Annotated in this window: 19 protein-coding genes and 1 pseudogene; 9 read left to right on the forward strand and 11 right to left on the reverse strand. The window is 72.9% G+C overall.

The features are described from left to right. Positions 1-87 precede the first annotated feature (87 nt). Positions 88-1,464, reverse strand: coding sequence for an FAD-dependent oxidoreductase (locus ACGFW5_RS33720; RefSeq protein WP_393838146.1), 1,377 nt, complete (start codon positions 1,462-1,464; stop codon positions 88-90). A 207-nt stretch (positions 1,465-1,671) separates the two neighbouring features. Here ACGFW5_RS33720 and hemG point away from each other — a divergent pair, with 207 nt between their 5' ends. Continuing rightward, positions 1,672-3,102, forward strand: coding sequence for a protoporphyrinogen oxidase (gene hemG / locus ACGFW5_RS33725; RefSeq protein WP_393838147.1), 1,431 nt, complete (start codon positions 1,672-1,674; stop codon positions 3,100-3,102). 4 nt (positions 3,103-3,106) lie between these two features. Next, on the forward strand, positions 3,107-3,823 hold the full coding sequence (gene hemQ, locus ACGFW5_RS33730; protein ID WP_393838148.1) for a hydrogen peroxide-dependent heme synthase: 717 nt from the start codon (positions 3,107-3,109) through the stop codon (positions 3,821-3,823). Between the two features lie 62 nt (positions 3,824-3,885). Here hemQ and ACGFW5_RS33735 read toward each other — a convergent pair whose 3' ends face one another. The 7 genes from ACGFW5_RS33735 to ACGFW5_RS33765 all read right to left on the reverse strand — a co-directional run bounded on the left by ACGFW5_RS33735 (position 3,886) and on the right by ACGFW5_RS33765 (position 11,438). Next, positions 3,886-5,484, reverse strand: coding sequence for an alpha/beta hydrolase (locus ACGFW5_RS33735; protein ID WP_393838149.1), 1,599 nt, complete (start codon positions 5,482-5,484; stop codon positions 3,886-3,888). A 266-nt stretch (positions 5,485-5,750) separates the two neighbouring features. After that, positions 5,751-6,515: a TIGR04222 domain-containing membrane protein gene (locus ACGFW5_RS33740; RefSeq protein WP_393838150.1), complete on the reverse strand. Its 765-nt coding sequence runs from the start codon at positions 6,513-6,515 to the stop codon at positions 5,751-5,753. Positions 6,516-6,589: 74 nt separating this feature from the next. Further along, the gene (locus tag ACGFW5_RS33745) at positions 6,590-7,375 is read right to left on the reverse strand and encodes a DUF4142 domain-containing protein (protein WP_393838151.1); all 786 of its coding nucleotides are present in this window, start codon (positions 7,373-7,375) and stop codon (positions 6,590-6,592) included. Positions 7,376-7,537: 162 nt separating this feature from the next. Next, positions 7,538-9,007, reverse strand: a complete 1,470-nt coding sequence (locus tag ACGFW5_RS33750) for a DUF692 family multinuclear iron-containing protein (protein WP_393838152.1) — start codon at positions 9,005-9,007, stop codon at positions 7,538-7,540. A 141-nt stretch (positions 9,008-9,148) separates the two neighbouring features. Beyond that, positions 9,149-9,754, reverse strand: a complete 606-nt coding sequence (locus tag ACGFW5_RS33755) for a DUF4142 domain-containing protein (RefSeq protein WP_393838175.1) — start codon at positions 9,752-9,754, stop codon at positions 9,149-9,151. 245 nt (positions 9,755-9,999) lie between these two features. Then, positions 10,000-10,293, reverse strand: coding sequence for a DUF1330 domain-containing protein (locus ACGFW5_RS33760; RefSeq protein WP_393838153.1), 294 nt, complete (start codon positions 10,291-10,293; stop codon positions 10,000-10,002). A 392-nt stretch (positions 10,294-10,685) separates the two neighbouring features. Next, the gene (locus ACGFW5_RS33765) at positions 10,686-11,438 is read right to left on the reverse strand and encodes an aminoacyl-tRNA hydrolase (RefSeq protein ID WP_393838154.1); all 753 of its coding nucleotides are present in this window, start codon (positions 11,436-11,438) and stop codon (positions 10,686-10,688) included. Positions 11,439-11,508: 70 nt separating this feature from the next. On the opposite strand from ACGFW5_RS33765, the gene ACGFW5_RS33770 reads away from it, so the two are divergent. From ACGFW5_RS33770 to ACGFW5_RS33785, 4 genes and pseudogenes are all read left to right on the forward strand, one after another. Then, positions 11,509-12,186, forward strand: a complete 678-nt coding sequence (locus ACGFW5_RS33770) for an AIM24 family protein (protein WP_393838155.1) — start codon at positions 11,509-11,511, stop codon at positions 12,184-12,186. 23 nt (positions 12,187-12,209) lie between these two features. Then, a complete protein-coding gene (locus ACGFW5_RS33775) occupies positions 12,210-13,256 on the forward strand; it encodes an ATP-binding cassette domain-containing protein (protein ID WP_393838156.1) in 1,047 nt (348 codons plus the stop codon). Continuing rightward, positions 13,253-13,926: pseudogene (locus ACGFW5_RS33780) on the forward strand (ABC transporter). The gene ACGFW5_RS33775 and the pseudogene ACGFW5_RS33780 overlap by 4 nt, the downstream one beginning before the upstream one ends. Before the next feature lie 27 nt (positions 13,927-13,953). Then, a complete protein-coding gene (locus ACGFW5_RS33785; protein WP_393838157.1) occupies positions 13,954-14,187 on the forward strand; it encodes a hypothetical protein in 234 nt (77 codons plus the stop codon). A 6-nt stretch (positions 14,188-14,193) separates the two neighbouring features. Here ACGFW5_RS33785 and ACGFW5_RS33790 read toward each other — a convergent pair whose 3' ends face one another. After that, a complete protein-coding gene (locus ACGFW5_RS33790) occupies positions 14,194-15,081 on the reverse strand; it encodes a polysaccharide deacetylase family protein (RefSeq protein ID WP_393838158.1) in 888 nt (295 codons plus the stop codon). 210 nt (positions 15,082-15,291) lie between these two features. Here ACGFW5_RS33790 and ACGFW5_RS33795 point away from each other — a divergent pair, with 210 nt between their 5' ends. Then, positions 15,292-16,050 (forward strand): hypothetical protein, encoded by a 759-nt coding sequence (locus ACGFW5_RS33795; protein WP_393838159.1) that lies wholly within the window; start codon positions 15,292-15,294, stop codon positions 16,048-16,050. Between the two features lie 77 nt (positions 16,051-16,127). Here ACGFW5_RS33795 and ACGFW5_RS33800 read toward each other — a convergent pair whose 3' ends face one another. Together ACGFW5_RS33800 and zapE are read right to left on the reverse strand one after the other, a co-directional pair. Next, entirely contained in the window at positions 16,128-16,553 is a 426-nt protein-coding gene (locus ACGFW5_RS33800; RefSeq protein WP_393838160.1) for an OsmC family protein, read from the reverse strand. Positions 16,554-16,618: 65 nt separating this feature from the next. Then, on the reverse strand, positions 16,619-17,725 hold the full coding sequence (gene zapE / locus ACGFW5_RS33805; protein ID WP_393838161.1) for a cell division protein ZapE: 1,107 nt from the start codon (positions 17,723-17,725) through the stop codon (positions 16,619-16,621). Here zapE and ACGFW5_RS33810 point away from each other — a divergent pair. Together ACGFW5_RS33810 and ACGFW5_RS33815 are read left to right on the forward strand one after the other, a co-directional pair. Continuing rightward, the gene (locus tag ACGFW5_RS33810) at positions 17,724-18,485 is read left to right on the forward strand and encodes a pyrimidine reductase family protein (RefSeq protein WP_393838162.1); all 762 of its coding nucleotides are present in this window, start codon (positions 17,724-17,726) and stop codon (positions 18,483-18,485) included. The genes zapE and ACGFW5_RS33810 overlap by 2 nt on opposite strands. 154 nt (positions 18,486-18,639) lie before the next feature. Beyond that, complete coding sequence (locus ACGFW5_RS33815) at positions 18,640-19,107, forward strand: indole-3-glycerol phosphate synthase (protein ID WP_393838176.1); 468 nt, start codon at positions 18,640-18,642, stop codon at positions 19,105-19,107. Positions 19,108-19,153 lie beyond the last annotated feature (46 nt).

The raw sequence follows: 19,153 nt of genomic DNA on the forward strand, positions 1-19,153 counted from the left end.
TAGCTCCGCTATCACGACGTTCCGGCGCCTTGCGATGCACCGCACCAGGCGCCGCACCCTGACCGACCCTGATCCACCAGACACCCCCTAGCCCGCGGCGCGCACGGCCGACACCGCCTTGCGCGCCGCCACCAGGACCGGGTCCCACACCGAGGAGAACGGCGGGGCGTACCCGAGGTCCAGGGCGGTCATCTGCTCCACCGTCATACGGGCCGTCAGGGCCACCGCCACCACGTCGATCCGCTTCGCCGCACCCGCGCCGCCCACGATCTGCGCGCCGAGGAGCCGCCCGGTGCGCAGCTCGGCCAGCATCTTGACCGTCATCAGCGTGGCGCCCGGGTAGTACCCCGCGACGTTGGTGGATTCGATGGTCGCCGTGACGTACCGCAGGCCCTCCTCGCGGGCCTCCCGCTCCGAAAGGCCGGTCCGTGCCACCTCCGTGGCGCAGACCTTGGTGACGGCCGTGCCCACCACACCGGGGAACGTGCCGTAGCCGCCCCCCACGTTGGAGCCGATGACCTGGCCCTGCTTGTTGGCGTGCGTGCCGAGCGCGATGTGGCGGTGGCGTCCCGACACCAGGTCCAGCACCTCGACGCAGTCGCCCCCCGCCCAGATGTTGTCGTGCCCGCGCACCCGCATCGCGGTGTCGGTGCGCAGGGCGTCCGCCGCGCCGAGCGGCAGACCGGCGGCGCGGGCGAGTTCGGTGCGGGGCGCGACGCCGAGGCCGAGCACCACCACGTCCGCCGGGTACTCGGCGGACTCGGTCGCCACCGCGCGCACCCGGCCCGACTCCCCGGTCAGCACCTTGGTGACCTCGGCGTCCGTCACCACCCGGATCCCGGAGCGCTCCATCGCCTCGGTGACGAGACGTCCCATGTCCGCATCGAGCGAGTGCATGGGCTGCGCCCCGCGCGTCACCAGGGTCACCTCGTACCCGCGCTCCAGCAGCGCCTCGGCCATCTCGATGCCGATGTAGCCGCCGCCCACCACCACCGCGCGCCGCCCGCCGGCCGCCTCCAGGCTTGCGAGCAGGGCCCGCCCGTCGTCGATGGTCTGCACCCCGTGCACCCCGGGGGCGTCGATCCCCGGCAGGCCGGGCCGGATCGGCCGCGCCCCGGTCGCGATGACCAGCTTGTCGTACGAGGTCCACTCCTGCGCCCCCGACGCCAGGTCGCGGGCCCTGACCCTGCGCCCCTCCACATCGAGCTCGGTGACCTCCGTACGCATCCGCAGATCGATCCCGCGCTCGCGGTGCTCCTCGGGCGTACGGGCGATCAGATCCTGGTGGCGCGGCACGGCGCCGCCCACCCAGTACGGGATCCCGCACGCCGAGTACGAGGTGAAGCCCGAGCGCTCGAAGGCGACGATCTCCAGCTCCTCGGGGCCCTTCAGCCTGCGGGCCTGCGACGCCGCGGACATGCCCGCCGCGTCACCGCCGATGACCACCAGTCGCTCCGCCGCCATGGGTGTTGCCTCCGCTCGTGAGGGTCCGCCTTCTCCTGGTCACGATACGTACGCCGGGGGTGCGGAAATTCCCCGCCGGACGAGCGGCCGTCCCGGTGTTGGCCCGCCGGGCCGCCAACTTGCCTCCGCAGCAGCCCAGTTGATGACAGGCGGCCTCGTGGCGGGGCTCGTTTCGGGTGTTCGGGGCCGGTCTGAGACAGTGGAGGCATGGACAACGCCCCCGCCCGCGCCCCGCACATCGTCGTCGTCGGAGGCGGCATCTCCGGGCTTGCCGCCGCCCACCGGCTGCTCGCGGCCGGTGCCCGGGTGACCGTGCTCGAAGGCAGCGCGGTGCTCGGCGGGAAGCTGCTCGCCGGTGAGATCGAGGGCGTGCCCGTGGACCTCGGCGCCGAGTCGATGCTGGCCCGGCGCCCCGAGGGGGTGGAGCTCGCCCGCGCGGTCGGTCTCGAAGACCGGCTCCAGGCGCCCGCCACGGCCAACGCCGCCCTCTGGACCCGGGGCGCCCTGCGCCCGATGCCCACGGGCCATGTGATGGGCGTGCCCGCCGACCCGGCCGGCCTGCACGGCATTCTCTCCGCCGAGGGCCTGGCCCGGGTGGCCCAGGACCGCGACCTCGCCCCGAGCGAGGTCGGCGAGGACATCGGCGTCGGCGAGTTCGTCGCCAAACGGGTCGGCCGCGAGGTCGTCGACCGGCTGGTGGAGCCGCTGCTCGGCGGGGTGTACGCGGGCGACGCGTACAAGATCTCCATGCGGGCCGCCGTGCCCCAGCTCTTCGAGGCGGCCCGTACCCACAGCTCGCTCCTCGACGGCGTCCAGGACATCCAGGCCAGGGCCGCCGCGCGGCAGCAGACCGGGCCGGTCTTCGCGGGCCTCGACGGCGGCATCGGCACCCTGCCGGGCGCGGTCGCCGATGCCGTGCGCGCCCAGGGCGGCGACATCCGCACCGGGACCCCGGTGCTCGCCCTCGCACGGACCGCCGACGGCTGGCGCATCCGCACCGACTCCGAGCTGATCGACGCCGACGGCGTGATCCTCTCCACCCCCGCCTGGTCGGCGTCCACGCTGCTGGCCGAGGAGTCGCCGGCCGCCGCCGCCGAGCTCGCCGAGGTCGAGTACGCCTCGATGGCGCTGGTCACTCTCGCCTTCCGGCGGTCCGACCTGGCCGGCCTTGCGGAGCGCTCCGGGTTCCTTGTGCCGCCGGTGGACGGCCGCACCATCAAGGCCGCCACGTTCTCCACGCACAAGTGGAGTTGGGTCAAGGAGCGCGGCTCGGACCTGTTCGTGCTGCGGACCTCGATCGGGCGCTACGGCGAGGAGCGCCACCTCGACTGGGACGACGCCGACCTCGTGGACGTCTCGCTCGGTGACCTCGGTGAGGCCGTCGGCCTGTCCGCCAAGCCCGTCGCCACCGCCGTGAACCGCTGGATCGGCGGCCTTCCGCAGTACCCGGTGGGCCATCTCGCCAAGGTCGCGCGGATCCGCGCACAGGTCGCCGAGCTGCCCGGACTGCGCGTCTGCGGCGCCGTCTACGACGGCGTCGGCATCCCCGCGTGCGTCGCGAGCGCCCAGCGCGCCGCCGACGAGATCATCGCCACGTCGACCCTGGCGCGGAACACCCAGAGTGACGCGGGACAATAGCCACATGAGTGCTGCTCCGGAAAAGATTCCCAACGCGGGGAAGAAGGCGAAGGACCTCAACGAGGTCATCCGCTACACCCTGTGGTCTGTCTTCAAGCTGCGCGACGTCCTGCCTGAAGACCGCGCCGGCTACGCCGACGAGGTCCAGGAGCTGTTCGACCAGCTCGCCGCCAAGGACATCACCGTCCGCGGCACCTACGACCTGTCGGGCCTGCGTGCCGACGCCGACATCATGATCTGGTGGCACGCGGAGACCTCCGACGAGCTCCAGGGCGCCTACAACCTGTTCCGCCGCACCAAGCTGGGCCGTGCGCTCGAACCGGTGTGGTCGAACATGGCGCTGCACCGGCCGGCCGAGTTCAACAAGGCGCACATCCCGGCGTTCCTCGCCGACGAGCACGCCCGCGACTACGTGTCGGTGTACCCGTTCGTGCGCTCCTACGACTGGTACCTGCTGCCCGACGAGGACCGCCGCCGCATGCTCGCCGACCACGGCAAGATGGCCCGCGGCTACCCCGACGTGCGGGCCAACACGGTCGCCTCGTTCTCGCTCGGCGACTACGAGTGGCTGCTCGCCTTCGAGGCCGACGAACTGCACCGCATCGTCGACCTGATGCGCCACCTGCGTGCCTCCGAGGCCCGTATGCATGTCCGCGAAGAGGTCCCGTTCTACACGGGACGCCGCAAGAGCGTCGCCGACCTCGTCGCGGGACTGGCCTAGCAAGACCAGGTGAGAGGGTCCGCGCCACGCGAGCGGACCCGGCTCACCCCTGACCCGGAAGATCAGAGAGTGGGCGGCACATGCCCCGGCCTGAGGGCCGTCCGCTCGTCCAGCGACACCGGGTTCGGCTCCCGGTGCGGCGCGCACGCAGCGCGCCGCACCGGCGTCCGGCCGTTCAGCAGATAGTCCTCCACATAGCCGTTGACGCATGCGTTCGGGCCGCCCGCGATGCCGTGCGTGCCGGCCTTCTTCTCCGTGATGAGCACGGAGCCCGGCAGTCGCCGCTGGAGTTCGAGCGCTCCCGGGTACGGAGTCGCCGCGTCCCGCTCCGCCGCGAGGATCAGCGTCGGCGGCAGCGCCCCCTTCTCGGCCCGCACGTCCACCGGCTTCTGCTGCGGGGCCGGCCAGTAGGCGCACGGCAGGTTCATCCACGCGTTGTCCCACGTCTCGAACGGCGCGACCTTCGCGAGCTCGCTGTTGTCGCGGTCCCAGGTCGCGAAGTCCCTCGGCCACACGGCGTCGTTGCACTCGACGGCGGTGTACACGGCGTTGCCGTTCTCGTCGTCGCGCGCCGACTCGGGGCGTGGCGCGGCCTGTTGGATCAGCGGCTTCGCGTTGCCCTTCAGGTACTCCGAGAGGGCGGTCGCCCGGCTCGCCCAGTAGTCGTCGTAGTACCCGGCCTTGAGGACCGCCGCCTGCAACTGGGCGGGTCCCACCGTGCCGCCCGCCGGTTCGCGGGTGAGCCCCGCCCGCACCTTCTCGTAGCTCTCCAGCACCTCATCGGCCGTCTCGCCCAGGTGGTAGACGTCGTCGTGCTTGGCGACCCAGATACGGAAGTCCTCCCAGCGGCGCTCGAAGGCCAGCGACTGGTCGAGGTTGTTGCGGTACCAGATCTGCCGCGGAGCCGGGTTCACCGCCGAATCGAAGACCATCCGGCGGATGTGCGAGGGGAACAACGTCGCGTACACCGCGCCGAAGTAGGTGCCGTACGAGGCTCCCATGAACGTCAGCTTCGGCTCGCCCAGGGCGGCCCGCAGCACGTCCAGGTCACGGGCGTTGTTGATGCTGGTGTAGAAGCGCAGCGCCTCTCCCGCGTTGCGCGCGCAGCCCTGCGCGTACGCCTTGGCCTGCGCGATCCGCTCCTTCTTGTACGTGTCGGACGGATAGGTGGGCGATTGCGTCGGTGCCTTGGTGAAGTCGCCGGGGTCCTGGCAGGACAGCGGCGCCGAGCGGGCGACTCCGCGGGGGGAGTAGCCGATGAGGTCGTAGGCCCCGGCGACGCGCTTCCAGTCGGGCATGCCGGCGACCATCGGGAAGTACATGCTGGAGGCGCCGGGACCGCCCGGGTTGAAGACGAGGGCGCCCTGGCGCTCGGCGGGCTTGCCCCTGGCCTTGGTCCTGCTGACGGTGAGATCGATCTGACGGCCCGTCGGGTGGGCGTAGTCCAGCGGGACCCGGACGGTGCCGCACTGGACGGACGGGGGCAGCGACTCCACGTCGGGGCAGCGGCCGAAGGCGATCGAGTCGGCGGCCGCGCGCCGGGCGGCGGCCTCGACCCCCCGGGCCTCTGCGGTCAGCGGGTCGGCGCTGCCCGCGGGGGCGGCGACGAGGGCGGAAAGGACGAGGGAACCCAGGGTTCCGTACAGCGCTACAGCTCTCATCGCCGGTACATCCCTTTCGTGCTGCGGTACTACGGAAGTACATACAGATCAAAAGGGGATACTTCGAACGAGTGGAAGTAAAGCAGCGGGGCCGCGCCGGGCACGGTCATTGACCCCGATGAGCGATACGGCCGCGCGGCGGGTACGGGCGCGTTGGCGAACTGAGGGCGCGTCAGGCCGCCTGGCCTGCGGGCGGTTCGCCCGCGTGACAGGTGCCTGAGGGCCGTGGGCGAGACGTCGGGGCCCGCGGGCGAGACGGCCGCTCGTCAGGACTCCGGGACCCCGTGGGCGAGGCGGCCACTCGTGAGGGCGCTGCGCAGCTCGGGATCGTCCACCGCCCTGAGCCCGCGCACGGCGAGCGCCGTGAGTGGATCGCCCGCCGGGTCGAGCCCGCCGAGCAGCCGCTGACCATCCGGCGACGCCCACCGGGTGTACGGGTGGATCTCCACCCGGGCGATGGCGAGACAGCCCAGCGTGAGCACGAGGGGCAGCGCGAACCAGGCGGCGATCTCGGCCCGCCCGGTGTCGCCCCCGCCCGGCATGAACAGCGCCGCGCACGCGAGCGCGGTGGTGAGCAGGGCGGCGCCGCGCACCGCCCGCACCGAGGTGCTGACCCCCGACCGTACGGCGTCGGGGACGGCGAGGCCCGCTCCGGCGAGCCGGTCGGCGAGCGCGCGCACCGCGTCCGCCGCGGCCGTGCCGGCCCGTATCGCCGCTATCCGCTCCTGGCCGCCAGGACCGATCGCGGTGAGGACGGACCGCTCCAGGTCGTCCCGGCCCTCGGGGCCGACGACCGTGGCCCACCCGGTGTGCGCGAGCAGCAGGCGGCGGGCCCGGTGCATGGAGACGAGGGTGAGGTCGGCGACCCGGTAGGGGCCGCCCGCGAGGAACGCCGCCTCGTAACGGGACAGGTCCCGCTCCTCGTCCGGACGCGGTTGGGGGCGCGCGGCGGCTACGGCGGAGAGGCAGAGCAGGCCGCAGGACAGACCGGCCGCGACCATCGCGGGCAGCAGAAAGAGGACCCAGAACATGGCCGAGTTGTATGCGAAGTTGGCGTTTCTCCGCCACAGTCTGTCCACAATTTGGACGTCGGGTTATCGCTTCGTTACGGAGTGTGGAGGTCGGGCCCGTCGAACGCCTCGCCCTTCGGGCGTGAGACGGCCGGTGGCAGCGAGAACGAGGGCTCGCCGCTGTCGGGCGGCCCGGGGGCGAGGGGGGCCGCGCTCGGCACGGCGGCGCCCGGGGTGGGCGGCGGTGGACCGGTCGGGCTCGCGGTCGCCGCGGCGCCGTCCTGTGCGAGCGCGTCGAAGTCGACGGACCCGGTTGCCTCCAGCATCGCCATGTGGTCGAGCACGGTCGTGTTCGCGTCGTCGGCGAGCCCGCGCACCAGCGAGTTGCGGGTGCCGGCCCGTATCTGTGCCACGAGCGTGAACACCGCGCCGTGCGAGGCCCGCAGGAGGTTCGCGAAGTCCCGCTCGTAGGCGGCGCCGCGGTCCGCCGTCAGGGTGCGCAGCCAGCCCCGCTGCTGGGCGTTGGGCCGGTCGGGCAGCTCCATGCGGAGGCCGGTCGCGACCTCGCGGACGCGGGCGTCGAGGAAGGCGTGCCCGTCGACGAGATGCTGCCCCGCCGCCTTGATCGCCGCATTGGGGGCCCGCTCGACGGCCTGCTGCCCGGCCGGTCCCTCCCAGAGTCCCGCGAGCCGCACCCGGACCACGAAGTCCCGGTCGGCGGCGGACAGCGGGCCCCAGCGGGTCGCCACCGTACCGGCGGCGAGATCGGCCGACGGCGTGCCGGAACGGTCGGCGTAGGACCAGACGGGGAAGAGCAGGGCGAGCAGGGTCGCCGCCAACGCGGTGAGGACGAGCCCGGTGCCGGACCACAAGTGACGCATGGATGCCTCCTGGTGCGGTGCGCACGGTAGTGCGGACGCCACTGATCCGGGAGGTGATTGCGTGAAGTGGGTGATGGGGCGGAGTGGGCGTCGTCACGTGATGCCGGAGACGCCCTCAACTGCCGTACTGGCGCGGTACGTTGACCCGTTGCGCACCCTGCGTCAGGCCGCCCGGGTCAGGGTGCGCAGGAGCCGCGCCGCCCGGCCCGGCGGCCTCGCACCGGCCCGTTCCTTGAACCAGCGGGCCAGCGCCCGGCGGGTGTCCGGATCGGCGGGACGCCCGGCGTCCAGCAGGAACCGGACGAAGTCCAGGGCGTCCTGGCGATATCCGCCCCGCATCGGACGGGAGGCGGCGTACGAGGCGAACGCCTCCCAGTAGCCGTCCCCGACGAGGCGCGGCAGCTCGGGCGCGACCTTGGCCACCACATCGGCGCGCTTGGCCACGAGCGCACGGGCCTGCACCCGCAGCCGCCGCCCGTCGAACCCCGCGGGCACCGGCGTCCCCGCGGTGAGCGAGGAGAGCAGCGCGGTCTGGGCGAGTGCCAGGCGCTCACGCGCGCGTGCGGTGTCCGGGGTGTCCGGGGCGCCGTTGGTCGGGGTGTCCGAGGTGCCACCGGCCAGTGTGTCCGGGGTGCCCGGGGTGCCACCGGCCAGTGTGTTCGGAGTGCCGCCGGTCGGGGTGTTGCGGGTGCCCGGGGCGTCGCGTGGGTCCGCGATGTGCGTGGGGCCGGGAGCGGCGCCGACGCCGGGCGGGCGGTCGGGAAGGGGGCTCTTTCCGGCCGGTGCGGGACGGCGCGGGGCGCGGAGGCCTGCCGTGTCGAGCGTGGCCCGGATCGCGTCGAGTTCGCCCGCGAGCTCCGCCGCGGGCGGGAACGCCTCGTCCCGCTCAAGGAGCACGCCGGGCGGCGTGACACGCGTGGCCAGGTCGGCGAGGACGTCGAGCACCGGGCGGGTCACGGGGTGGGCATGCGTGTCGTGCCATACGCCGTCCCGCTCGACGCCGCCCGCGACATGGACGTACGCGATCGCCTCCAGGGGCAGCGCGTCGAGGGTGCGGGAGGGGTCTTCGCCGCGGTTCACGTGGTTGGTGTGGAGGTTGGCGACGTCGATGAGCAGCCCGACCCCCGTACGCTCGACGAGCTCCGCGAGGAACTGACCCTCCGTCAGTTCGTCCTCGGGCCAGCCGATGAGCGCCGCGATGTTCTCCAGGGCGAGCGGCACGGGCAGCGCGTCCTGCGCGATGCGGACGTTCTCGCACAGCACGCGCAGGGCGTCGCGGGTGCGCGGCACCGGCAGGAGGTGGCCCGCCTCCAGGGGAGGGGATGCGGTCAGGGCGCCACCTGCCCGTACGAACGCGATGTGCTCGGTCACGAGCGGGGCGTCCAGCGCCTCGGCCCGGGCCGCCAGATCCGCCAGGCGCCCCGCGTCCGGCCGGTCGGCGCCGCCGAGACCGAGCGAGACCCCGTGCGGTACGACGGTGACGCCGCGCTCGCGCAGACGTACCAGCGCGTCGGGGAGATGGCCGGGGCAGAGGTTCTCCGCGACCGCCTCGACCCAGTCGATGCCGGCCAGACCCTCCACCGCCTCGGCGATCTGAGGCCGCCAGCCGATGCCGATGCCCAAGTGCTTCATGGACAGGTCATGGCCCGGGCGTCCCGCGCCGAACCCTGCGGGTGGCACGTTCAGAGCTTGATTTGAGGTTGGCGCCCCCGGGAGCACGCGCCCGGCCGCGCGGGCCTGGCCGTTCAGCCGCGCCCGCCCGGGCCGGCGGGCTCAGCTGGGGGTGGCGAGGGCGTCGAAGTCCACCAGGCCCGTCGCCTCCAGCATCGTCATGTGGTCCAGCACGGTGTTGTTGGCGTCCGTCGCCAGGTCGCGGATGAGGGAGTTCCGGGTGCTGGCCCGGACCTGGGCGACCAGGACGAACACCTTGCCGTGCGAGGCGCGGATCAGGTTGGCGAACTTGACCTCGTAGTCCCGCCCCGAGGCCGCCGTCAACTCCCGCAGCCAGCCCTGCTGCTGGTCGCTTGGCTGGGTCGGGAGCACGATGCCGAGCTTCGCGGCGACGTCGCGGGCATGCTGGTCGAGCGCGGCGTGGCCCATGACGAGATGGTCACCGGCGGCCTTGATCGCCGCGCTGGGCGCCCGCTGCTGTGCCTGCTGTCCGGCCGGGCCCTCCCAGAGTCCGGCGAGCCGGACCTTGTTCAGGAAGTCCCGGTCCATCGCGGACAGCGGGCCCCAAGCGGTGGGCGTGGAGGCGGAGTTGAGGTTGGCCTGGGGGGTCGCCGCCCGGTCGGCGTACGACCACACGGGAAAGGCGAGCGCGCCGATCGTGGCCACGAGTACGGCGATGAGCAAACCCGTGCCGTTGAGCCGGCGCAGGGCGAAGCGACTGGATCGAACTATTCCACGCGACAAGATGCCTCCCGGTACGACCAGTTGAGAGCGCGTGCGCTGCTCGGGGGTACCGGGGGATACGCGCGGGACGCCTGATGCGTTCAACCCGACGCCGTCGCACCGTTCGATGCGCCGGACAGACGCCCGTCGGCCACACCCACCGCTGAAAGCTCGCACGGCGGCCGCCCCGGTGATCCGCCCCGGTGATCCGAAAGGGCGTCCCCCGTCGGTCAGTCGAGACCTTCGATGATGCGAAAGTCGCGTTCGACGCCGTCGGAGAGGGCGGCCAGCGCCTTCTGGTAGGCCTCGCTCTCGCGCGCGGCGACGGCCCGCTCGAAGCTGTCGAACTCGATCAGAACAGTGCGTTCGGCGATTCCGGCATCATGTGCGACGGCCCGGCCGCCACGGGCGAGGAGCCGACCGCCCGCTGCCTGGACGGCCGGCCGGGCCAGCTCGTTGTAGGCAGCCAGCTTCTCGGGGTCGGATATGGCGCGGTAGGCGCTGACCCAGTAGCCCTTGGCCACGGAAACCTCCAGTGGTGTGAAGTCCTGTGCCAGCGTTCGCCGTTGGCAGCACGAGCCTATGCGGACGCGAGGGCATCGGGGCTGCCGAAACCCTCCGGGGGTGGAAGAGGGCTGAGGCCCAGGCCCTGGGGCTAGGGGGTGTCTGGTGGATCATGGCCGGGGGTGCGGCGCCTGGCACGGCACCTCGCGGCGTTGCCGAAACGCCCCGATAGCTCCGCTATCACGACGTTCCGGCGCCTTGCGATGCACCGCACCAGGCGCCGCACCCTGACCGACCCTGATCCACCAGACACCCCCTAAGCCCCAGACCTCGTTCGCGGCCGGAAGGCGCTCGTCCTCGAACGCCGGACGGGCTGACGATGCCGCCCGGCACCGGCAGCCCCGGGGTCGGGTCAGGGTTGCCGCGGGTGGGCTCGTAGGGCCGGGTGGTCCGCCACCACCGTGCAGGACCCGGGGGCGATCTCCGTGAAGCCCGCATCGCGGACCACAGGGAGCCCGCTCACGGTCAGTTCGCGCCACGCGGCGGGATCCGCCACACGTACCGACAGCGCGAAGTCCGCCTCGCGCCAAGCCGCGCGCTCGCCCTCCGACAGCTCCCACCACGCGAGCTGCGCTCCGTGCCCTGCCTGCGCCATCGCCTTGCCCGCGGACATGTCGAGGTCCGGGCTGAGCCAGAGCACGGGCGCGAGCGGATCGGGCGCGCCCGGGTCCGCCGGGTCGTCCAGATCGGTGCCGGACACCTGGAGCTTGGCCAGCTCCTTGGGCCAGCCGTCGAGCGGAACCGGCGGGAAGACGCGTACCTCGGCGGCCTTCCCGGTCACCGCGATGCCGGGCAACGCCGATGCCTTGCGCCACTCGGCGCCGCGGGCCCGGCGGACCACCTTGCGGATCCGCGCGTCCTGCCAGTCACGCATGACCCGGGCCCACTCGCCCTCGTCCTCCCCCTCGCCGAGCGACCGCTCGTCCGAGAGCATCACCAGCACCGCGCGGGCCGCCGTCTCCAGTGCGTCGGTACGCGCCGGGGGCGCCGCCTTCTCGATGCGTACGACGAGCGGCAGCACGAACTGGGGTGCCTCCTCGCGCGGGGACTCGGTGTCGAAGGGGCTACTGGAAGGGCTACTGGAAGGGGTGTCCTGGGTGCTCACCCCACCAGTCTGCCAGCCGCCGAACCGGTGATTCTTGGCGGAACGAATCGTTCCGGGACAGGATGCGCGCATGAAGAGCGACCTTTTTGCCATCGAGAACATGGCCCAGCCTGCGACCGCCGCCGGCATGACCCTGGAGAACGCCAAGTCGATCAAGTACGCCGTCAACGGCGAGATGCTGGCGCGCCAGGGCGCCATGATCGCCTACCGCGGCACCCTCCAGTTCGAGCGGCGCGGCCAGGGCATCGGCGGCATGCTCAAGCGCGCCGTCACCGGGGAGGGCCTGCCTCTGATGGCGGTCAGTGGCCAGGGCGAGGCGTGGTTCGCGCACGAGGCGCAGAACTGCTTCATCGTCGACGTCGAGCCGGGCGACGCCCTCACCATCAACGGCCGCAACGTGCTGTGTTTCGACTCCTCGCTCAGCTACGAGATCAAGACGGTCAAGGGCTCCGGCATCGCCGGCGGCGGCCTCTTCAACAGCGTCTTCACCGGCCAGGGCCGACTCGGCCTGATGTGCGAGGGCAACCCGCTGGTCATCCCGGTCTCGCCGCAGATGCCGGTCTACGTCGACACCGACGCGGTCGTGGGCTGGACCGCGAACCTTCAGACCTCCCTGCACCGTTCGCAGTCCATCGGCTCGATGCTGCGCGGCGGCTCGGGCGAGGCGGTCCAGCTCATGCTCCAGGGCGAGGGTTACGTCATCGTCCGGCCGAGCGAGGCCACGCCGCAGAAGGCTCAGCAGCACTGAGCACGGCACGCGCGCTGCGAGGCGTGGGCCGCCGGTACTCCATCGGCGGCCCCTGGGTGCTGCGCGGCGTCGACCTCGATCTGCCGAGCGGGGCACTGGTGCGGATCGAGGGCGCCAACGGCACGGGGAAATCAACCCTGTTGAGGCTCCTCGCCGGCATCGACGCGCCGACCGAGGGCCGTGTCACGGGCCGCCCGCGCACCGCCTACGTCCCCGAACGCTTCCCCGTGGCGCTGCCGTTCACCGCCGCCGGCTATCTGACGCACCTCGGCCGTGTCCACGGCCTGCCGCGCCGTACGGCGAAGGAGCGGGCGGGTCGGTGGCTGGAGCGGTTCGGCGCGGCCGCCTACGCCGCGACCCCGCTCGCCGAGCTGTCCAAGGGGACGAGCCAGAAGGTCGCCGTGGCCCAGGCGCTGCTCGCCGACCCCGAACTCCTCGTCCTTGACGAGGCGTGGACCGGCCTCGACGGCGCCGCCCGCGCCGAACTGGAGCGCGCGGTGCACGAGCGCGTGGCGGCGGGCGGGACCGTCGTCTTCGTCGACCACGACCCGCGGCGGCTGGCATCCCGGGAGGACGCGCGCTACGCGGTGGCCGACGCACAACTGCGTCCCGCGCGGCTGGGGTCTGGCGCGAGTGCGGGGCGCGCGCCACTGGGGTTCGGTGCGAGTGCGGGTCCCGGGTCTCTGGGGTTCGGTGCGAGTGCGGGGCGCGGGCCGCTGGGGTTCGGGGCGAGCGGGGGTTCCGTACCTCTGGCGGCTGACGCGAGCGCAGACTGCGAGGCCTTGGCCTCCGGTGCGAGTGCCGATCCCGTGCCCCTGGCCTCCCGCGCGCGTCCGGGGCCGTTGCCGCCGACGCCCGTCGGCGTGCAGCCCCGCCGTGTCGTGGTCCTGATCGACATCGTCGGGGCCGGGCCCCCTCCGGCCCAACTGCCTGGCGCGCCCGAGGAGTTGACGGAAGCCGACGGCGACACCCGCTCCCTGCGCGTGCCGGCCGAGCACTCCGACGATCTGCTGCGCGCCCTGTTGGCGGCCCGCCCGCCCTGGCACATCCAAGGAGTGCGCAGCACGTGAATCCGCTCGTCCCGCTCCTGCGCTACCAGAGTGCGCTGCTCCTGCGCTCCCAGCGCTGGCTCGCGCCGGTGCTGCTGTACGCCGCGTTCCTGGGCGTCGGCGGGCGGGGGAGCCGATCCTGGGCTCGATGGGGTACGCGGTCGCCGCCCTGCTCCCGGTGGCGGCCTGGCTGGCCCGGATCTGTGTCTCGCAGGAACCGGAGGCCGCGCGGATCTGCGCCGCCGCGGCCGCGGGCCCGGCCCGGGTCCACCTCGCGTCCTTGCTGGCGGCCGTGGGCTCGGCCGCCCTGCTCGGGTTCGCGGGCTTGGCGTACGTCGCCGTCGTGAGCGATCCGGCGAGCGAGGACCACAAGGTCGCGGTGCCGCTGGGTTCCGCGGTCGGGGCGGGTCTGGTGGCGGCCGGGGTGTGCGTGCTGACCGGCGTGGTGGTCGGCGCGCTGGGCGCCCGCCCGGTCCTGCACGGCCGGGGCTGGTCCCTGGCGTTCACGGCCCCGGCCGCGCTGCTCGCGCTGGTCCTCTCCCCCTCGCCCGCCAAGTACGCGGTGTCCGCCCTGGTCACCGGCTCGCGGACCGGGTCCGTACATCCGGCGTTGCTGCCGCTGGCCGCGGCCCTCGTGCTGGCGGGGGCCGTCGCGAGCGTGCTGTGTGCGCTCAGCTCGCGACGCCGCTGAGCGCGCCCACCCCCTAGGCTCCTCGTCATGGACGCGACGCACGACGACCCGACGTACTGCGACGGCGGCCCCGCCACGGGGTCAGGCCCGGGGTCCGCCACGGGGTCAGGCACCGGGCCCGCCGCACCCGGCGCGGTGGAGGGCCGCGCCGAATGCGTGCTCTGCCGCAGGCCGACCGAGTACCCGGAGTCGACACGAGGCAGCACGCTCTGCCCGGTCTGCCAGTGGCAGGAGGCCCAGCGCTCGGCCTGTTCCGGCTGAACGCGGTCAGCGGCGCGCGGCACCGCGGATCAGTTCGGACACCTTCACGAAGCGGTAGCCGCGCTTGCGCAGCTCGGGCACGATGCGCTGGAGCGCCGTGTCGGTGACCGGCGCCGCGCTGCGCGTGCAGTGCATGACCACCAGCGACCCCGGCTTGACCCCGGCAAGGACCTGCTCGGCCACCGCGTTCGCGTCCGTGGCGAAGGCGTCCCCGCTCACCACGTCCCACTGCACGGCGGTCATCTTCAGCGGCGCGAGCGTGCGCAGCACCTCGTCGTTGTAGCAGCCGCCGGGGAAGCGGAAGTACGGGACGGCGTTGCGCACCCCGGCCTTCGTGAACCGGGCCGTCGCCTTCTCCACGTCGGCGCGCATCGTGCCCTTCTCGACCACGGGCAGCCCGTAGCAGTCGGACATGAACGCGTAGTGGCTGTAGGAGTGGTTCCCGATCTCGAAGTTGGGGTCCGTCCCGATGGTGCGGGCCTGGTCGGGGTACTCCTCGGCCCAGCGTCCGGTCATGAACACCGTGGCCGGCACCTTCATGCGCCGCAGGTCCGCGATGAGGGCCGGGTTGTCGAAGTGTTCGCCCGCTGCCGCGCGCGGGCCCTGGTCGGCCGTCATGTCGGCGTCGAAGGTGAGCGCGACGACCTTCTCGCCCTGGCTCGCGGGCGCCCGCTCGAAGACCGGGGTGATGCCGCCGGGGCCGGGCGCCAGCGTCGGAACACCCCGCGCCGGCAACGGCGCGGCCGCGCCCGAGGAGGCGGGCGTGGACTTGCCCGCGCTGTGCGGCGGGGCCGAGGCGGGGTCGGTGCCGCACCCCGTGAGCGACATACCGAGCAGGGCAACCGCGAGCAGCTTTCGTACAGAGATAGTCACGTTCGGAACGTAGCTGGTCATATAGCACGATTTATTGAGGGCGCGTGCGCCATGCCGGAGATTCCGGCCAATGCCGCACAAGCACGTCCTCCGCCCGTGGCCGACCGCCCGCGCACCCCGCGACGCGCCTGACGGGCCCGCGCGGACTAGGCTCGTTCCTAGCGGAACGCACGCCCGAGCACGCCCCCCGCGCACCAGACGGGGAACGGCTCACACCCCCCGGGAGGCGATGTGTCCGGATCCCGCACCGCGGCCGTCTGCTCGACTGTCTGCTCGGCCGCCGCCGTGGTCGCCCTGGCCGGCGCGGCTCCAGCGCACGCGGACGACACCGGCTCCCTCACCGCCCAGCAGATCGCCCAGCGCTCCCGCGCGGCTCTGCTCGGTGCGTCATCCCTGCACATGACGGCCAAGGGCGATCTCGGCGCGTCCGGTGCCCAGACCTCCTTCGACCTCACCCTGGACAGGGCGGGGAACTGCCGGGGTTCGGTCAGCCTCGGCCCCCAGGGCTCGGTGCAGATCGTCAAGCGGGGCAGCGACGTGTGGCTGAAGCCGGACGCGGCGTTCTGGAAGAACGCGGTGCCGGGCGGCGCGGGCGCGCTCGCCTCACTGGTCGGCGACCGCTACCTCAAGGGCACCACCGACGACCCGGTCCTGCGCAACACGACCGACGTCTGCGACCTCGACACCTTCCGGCAGTCCGTCGCCGGCGCCACCCAGCAGCCGGCCACCGGGCTCACCAAGGGGAGACCGACCACGGTCGACGGCACGGCGGTCGTCCCCGTCACCGGCACGCAGCAGGGCAGGACCGTCACGCTCGACGTGGCGACGACGGGCAAGCCCTACCCGGTACGGATCACCATCGCCAAGGCGGGCGCGAAGGTTCCCGAGGCGACCGTGCGCTTCGACGGCTTCGACAAGCCGGTGCCGACGGCGACCCCGCCCGCCGACCAGTCGGTCGACATCTCCGGCCTGACCAACCGCGCGACCTGAACCGGACCCGGCCGCGCGCCGCGTTCCCCCGATCGTGCGAGATGCGGGGGAACGCGGCGCCGCCCGTGGCGGCAGGGTCAGGCGAGCTCGGCGGTCAGCGTGATCGTGGTCCCGGAGAGGGCCTGGCTCACGGGGCAGTTCTTCTTGGCGTCCTCGGCAGCCGCCTGGAAGCCGTCCGCGTCGAGGCCCGGGACCTCGCCGCGCACGGTGAGGTGGATGCCGGTGATGCCCTCGCCGGGCTGGAAGCTGACGTCGGCCTTGGTCTCCAGGCGGGTGGGCGGGGTGCCCGCGCCGGTCAGACCGTGCGAGAGAGCCATCGAGAAGCAGCTGGAGTGGGCGCCCGCGATCAGTTCCTCCGGGCTGGTCTTGCCGTTGGCCTGCTCGGCGCGGGACGGCCAGGAGACCGCCTGCGAGGCGATGCCCGAGGAGTCGAAGGTGACGGTGCCGGAGCCCTTGAGGAGCTCGCCTTCCCAGACCGTGTGCGCCGTGCGCGTGGTGGCCATGATGATTCCCTTCTGTGGCCGAGGGGGCGCTGGACGGATGCTGCTTGGGCCCCCTCGGCCCAAACCTACTGCCCCACAAGGCCCTTCGCGTCACGGGCGAGCGCGGTCAGACGGGAGATCGCTCGGAAGTACTTCTTGCGGTATCCGCCGTTCAGCATCTCGTCACTGAACAGCCGGTCGAAGGGAGCGCCGGAGGCGAGCACCGGCACCTCACGGTCGTACAGCCGGTCGGCGAGCACCACGAGCCGCAGCGCGGTCGACTGGTCGGGCACCGGGCGCACATCGGTCAGACACACCGCGCGCACCCCGTCCGTGAGCGCCCCGTACCGGCTGGGGTGGACGCGCGAGAGGTGGTCGAGCAGCTGCGGGAAGTCGTCGAGGGCGGCGCCCTCGGTGGCGTACGCGGCGCGGGTGACCTGCTCGTCGGAGTACGGGGCCGGGGCCTCGGGCAGACCCCGGTGGCGGTAGTCCTCGCCGTCGATCCGCAGCGGGCGGAAGTGCGCGGACAGGCCCTGGATCTCGCGCAGGAAGTCGACCGCCGCGAACCGGCCCTCGCCGAGCTTGCCGGGCAGTGTGTTGGAGGTCGCCGCGAGGGCCACGCCCTGCTCGACCAGCTTGCGAAGGAGCGAGGACACAAGCACGGTGTCGCCCGGGTCGTCGAGCTCGAACTCGTCGATGCACAGCAGCCGGTGACCGCTCAGCGTCTGCACGGTCTGCTGGAAGCCCAGCGCGCCGACCAGGTTCGTCAGCTCGACGAAGGTGCCGAACGCCTTGAGCGCGGGCTCGGCCGGGGTCGCGTGCCACAGCGAGGCGAGCAGATGGGTCTTGCCGACGCCGTACCCGCCGTCGAGGTACACCCCGCGCGGGCCGGCGACCGGGGCCGGCTTCTTCGCGAACCACCGGCGCTTGGCACCGGCGGCGTGCGCCCCGCCGAGCCCGGCCGCGAAGGAGGAGAGCACGGTGACCGCCTCGGCCTGGCTCGGCTGGTTCGGGTCCGGTACGTACGTCTCGAAGCGGACCGAGTCGAACCGCGGCGGCGGCACCATCTCGGCGACCAGACGATCGGCGGGAACGTGCGGCGCGCGGGCGCAGAGCGACACGGGGGCCGCTTGGGTTATGGGGCTGGTCGACACAGTTCCCCACTGTAAGGCTCGTGCCAGACTGCACGGCATGCGACAACTGTTCCCTGTGACCGACCAGACACCCGCAGCGGACGCGGAGTGGTCGCTCGACGAACTGGCCGACGCGTACGCCTACCCCGGCACCGACGGCCCCTGGCTGCGGGCCAACATGGTGTCCTCGCTCGACGGCGCCGGCCAGCACGAAGGCCGCTCGCACCCGCTGTCCTCCGCCACCGACATGCGGATCTTCGGCACCCTGCGGGCGCTCGCGGACGTGGTCGTGGTGGGTGCGGAAACGGTACGCCTGGAGGGCTACCGGCCGGCCAAGGCACGGGCGGATTTCGCGGAGCGCCGCAAGGCGGCCGGGCAGGGTCCCGCGCCCGCGATCGCCGTCGTCACCGCCGGCCTCGACCTCGACTTCTCGCTGCCCCTGTTCGCCTCCCCGCTCGTCCCCACCCTGATCCTGACCGGCGCGGCCGCCGACCCGGACCGGGTGCGCGAGGCGGAGCGGGCCGGCGCCGAGGTGCTGGTCGCGGGTGACGGGCCCGGGGTCGAGCCCGGCCGCGCGGTGCAGGCCCTGGCCGACCGGGGCCACCTGCGCCTCCTCACCGAGGGCGGGCCGCGCCTGCTCGGCCAGTTCGTGGCCGCGGGCGTCCTGGACGAGCTGTGCCTGACGATGTCCCCGACGCTGACGGCGGGCGACGCGCAGCGCATCGCAGGGGGGCCCGCGGTGCAGGTCCCGCAGCGCTTCGCGCCGACGTGCGTGCTGGAGGACGCCGGGTTCCTCTACACCCGTTACCGTCGGATCTGACGATCGGCGGAATTTATCGTTCCGGTTAGCTCACGCTGGGCAGACTTACCTCACGCAGACCCCGTGCGGGCACGGGGAAGGATGGTTTCCGCAGGGGCCGGACCCGCCACTTCGTGGTGGCGGCGGCCATGGAGAGAACAGAAGGGCGCCTGTGGTGTTCACGAGCGTATTGATGATCGAGAAGCCGCTGACCTCCGTCGACGTGGAATTCGTCACCACTTTGCACGGCGAGGAGCCGGTGTCCTTCGTCGTGCTCATGCAGCCCAGGGGCGACCAGGACCGTCTCCTGCGCGCGATCGACGACGTGGCGCTCGGCGAACTCGACGAAGCCGTCCACGAGAACGAGGAACCCGAGGGCTCGGCCGCGCAGGGCCCCGCCGAGCTGGCCCTTCAGCACTCGGTGCAGTCCCTGCGCGACGCGGGAAGCACGGCGGTGGGGCAGATCGTGGACGACCACCCCCTGGACAAGCTGAAGGGCGTCGTCGACGAGGTGAACGCCGACGAGGTGATCGTCCTGACCGCACCGCACTACGTGGAGGAGTTCTTCCACCGCGACTGGGCCTCGCGGGCCCGCCACAAGGTGGGCGTGCCCGTGCTCAAGCTGTTCGCGCACAGCGAGTAGGAACACGCGGGCACCAGCGGGACGGAGCACGCCCCCGCACGGAGCC

Origin of the sequence: Streptomyces sp. NPDC048416 (genome assembly GCF_043200435.1) — a bacterium.
GTDB lineage: Bacteria > Actinomycetota > Actinomycetes > Streptomycetales > Streptomycetaceae > Streptomyces.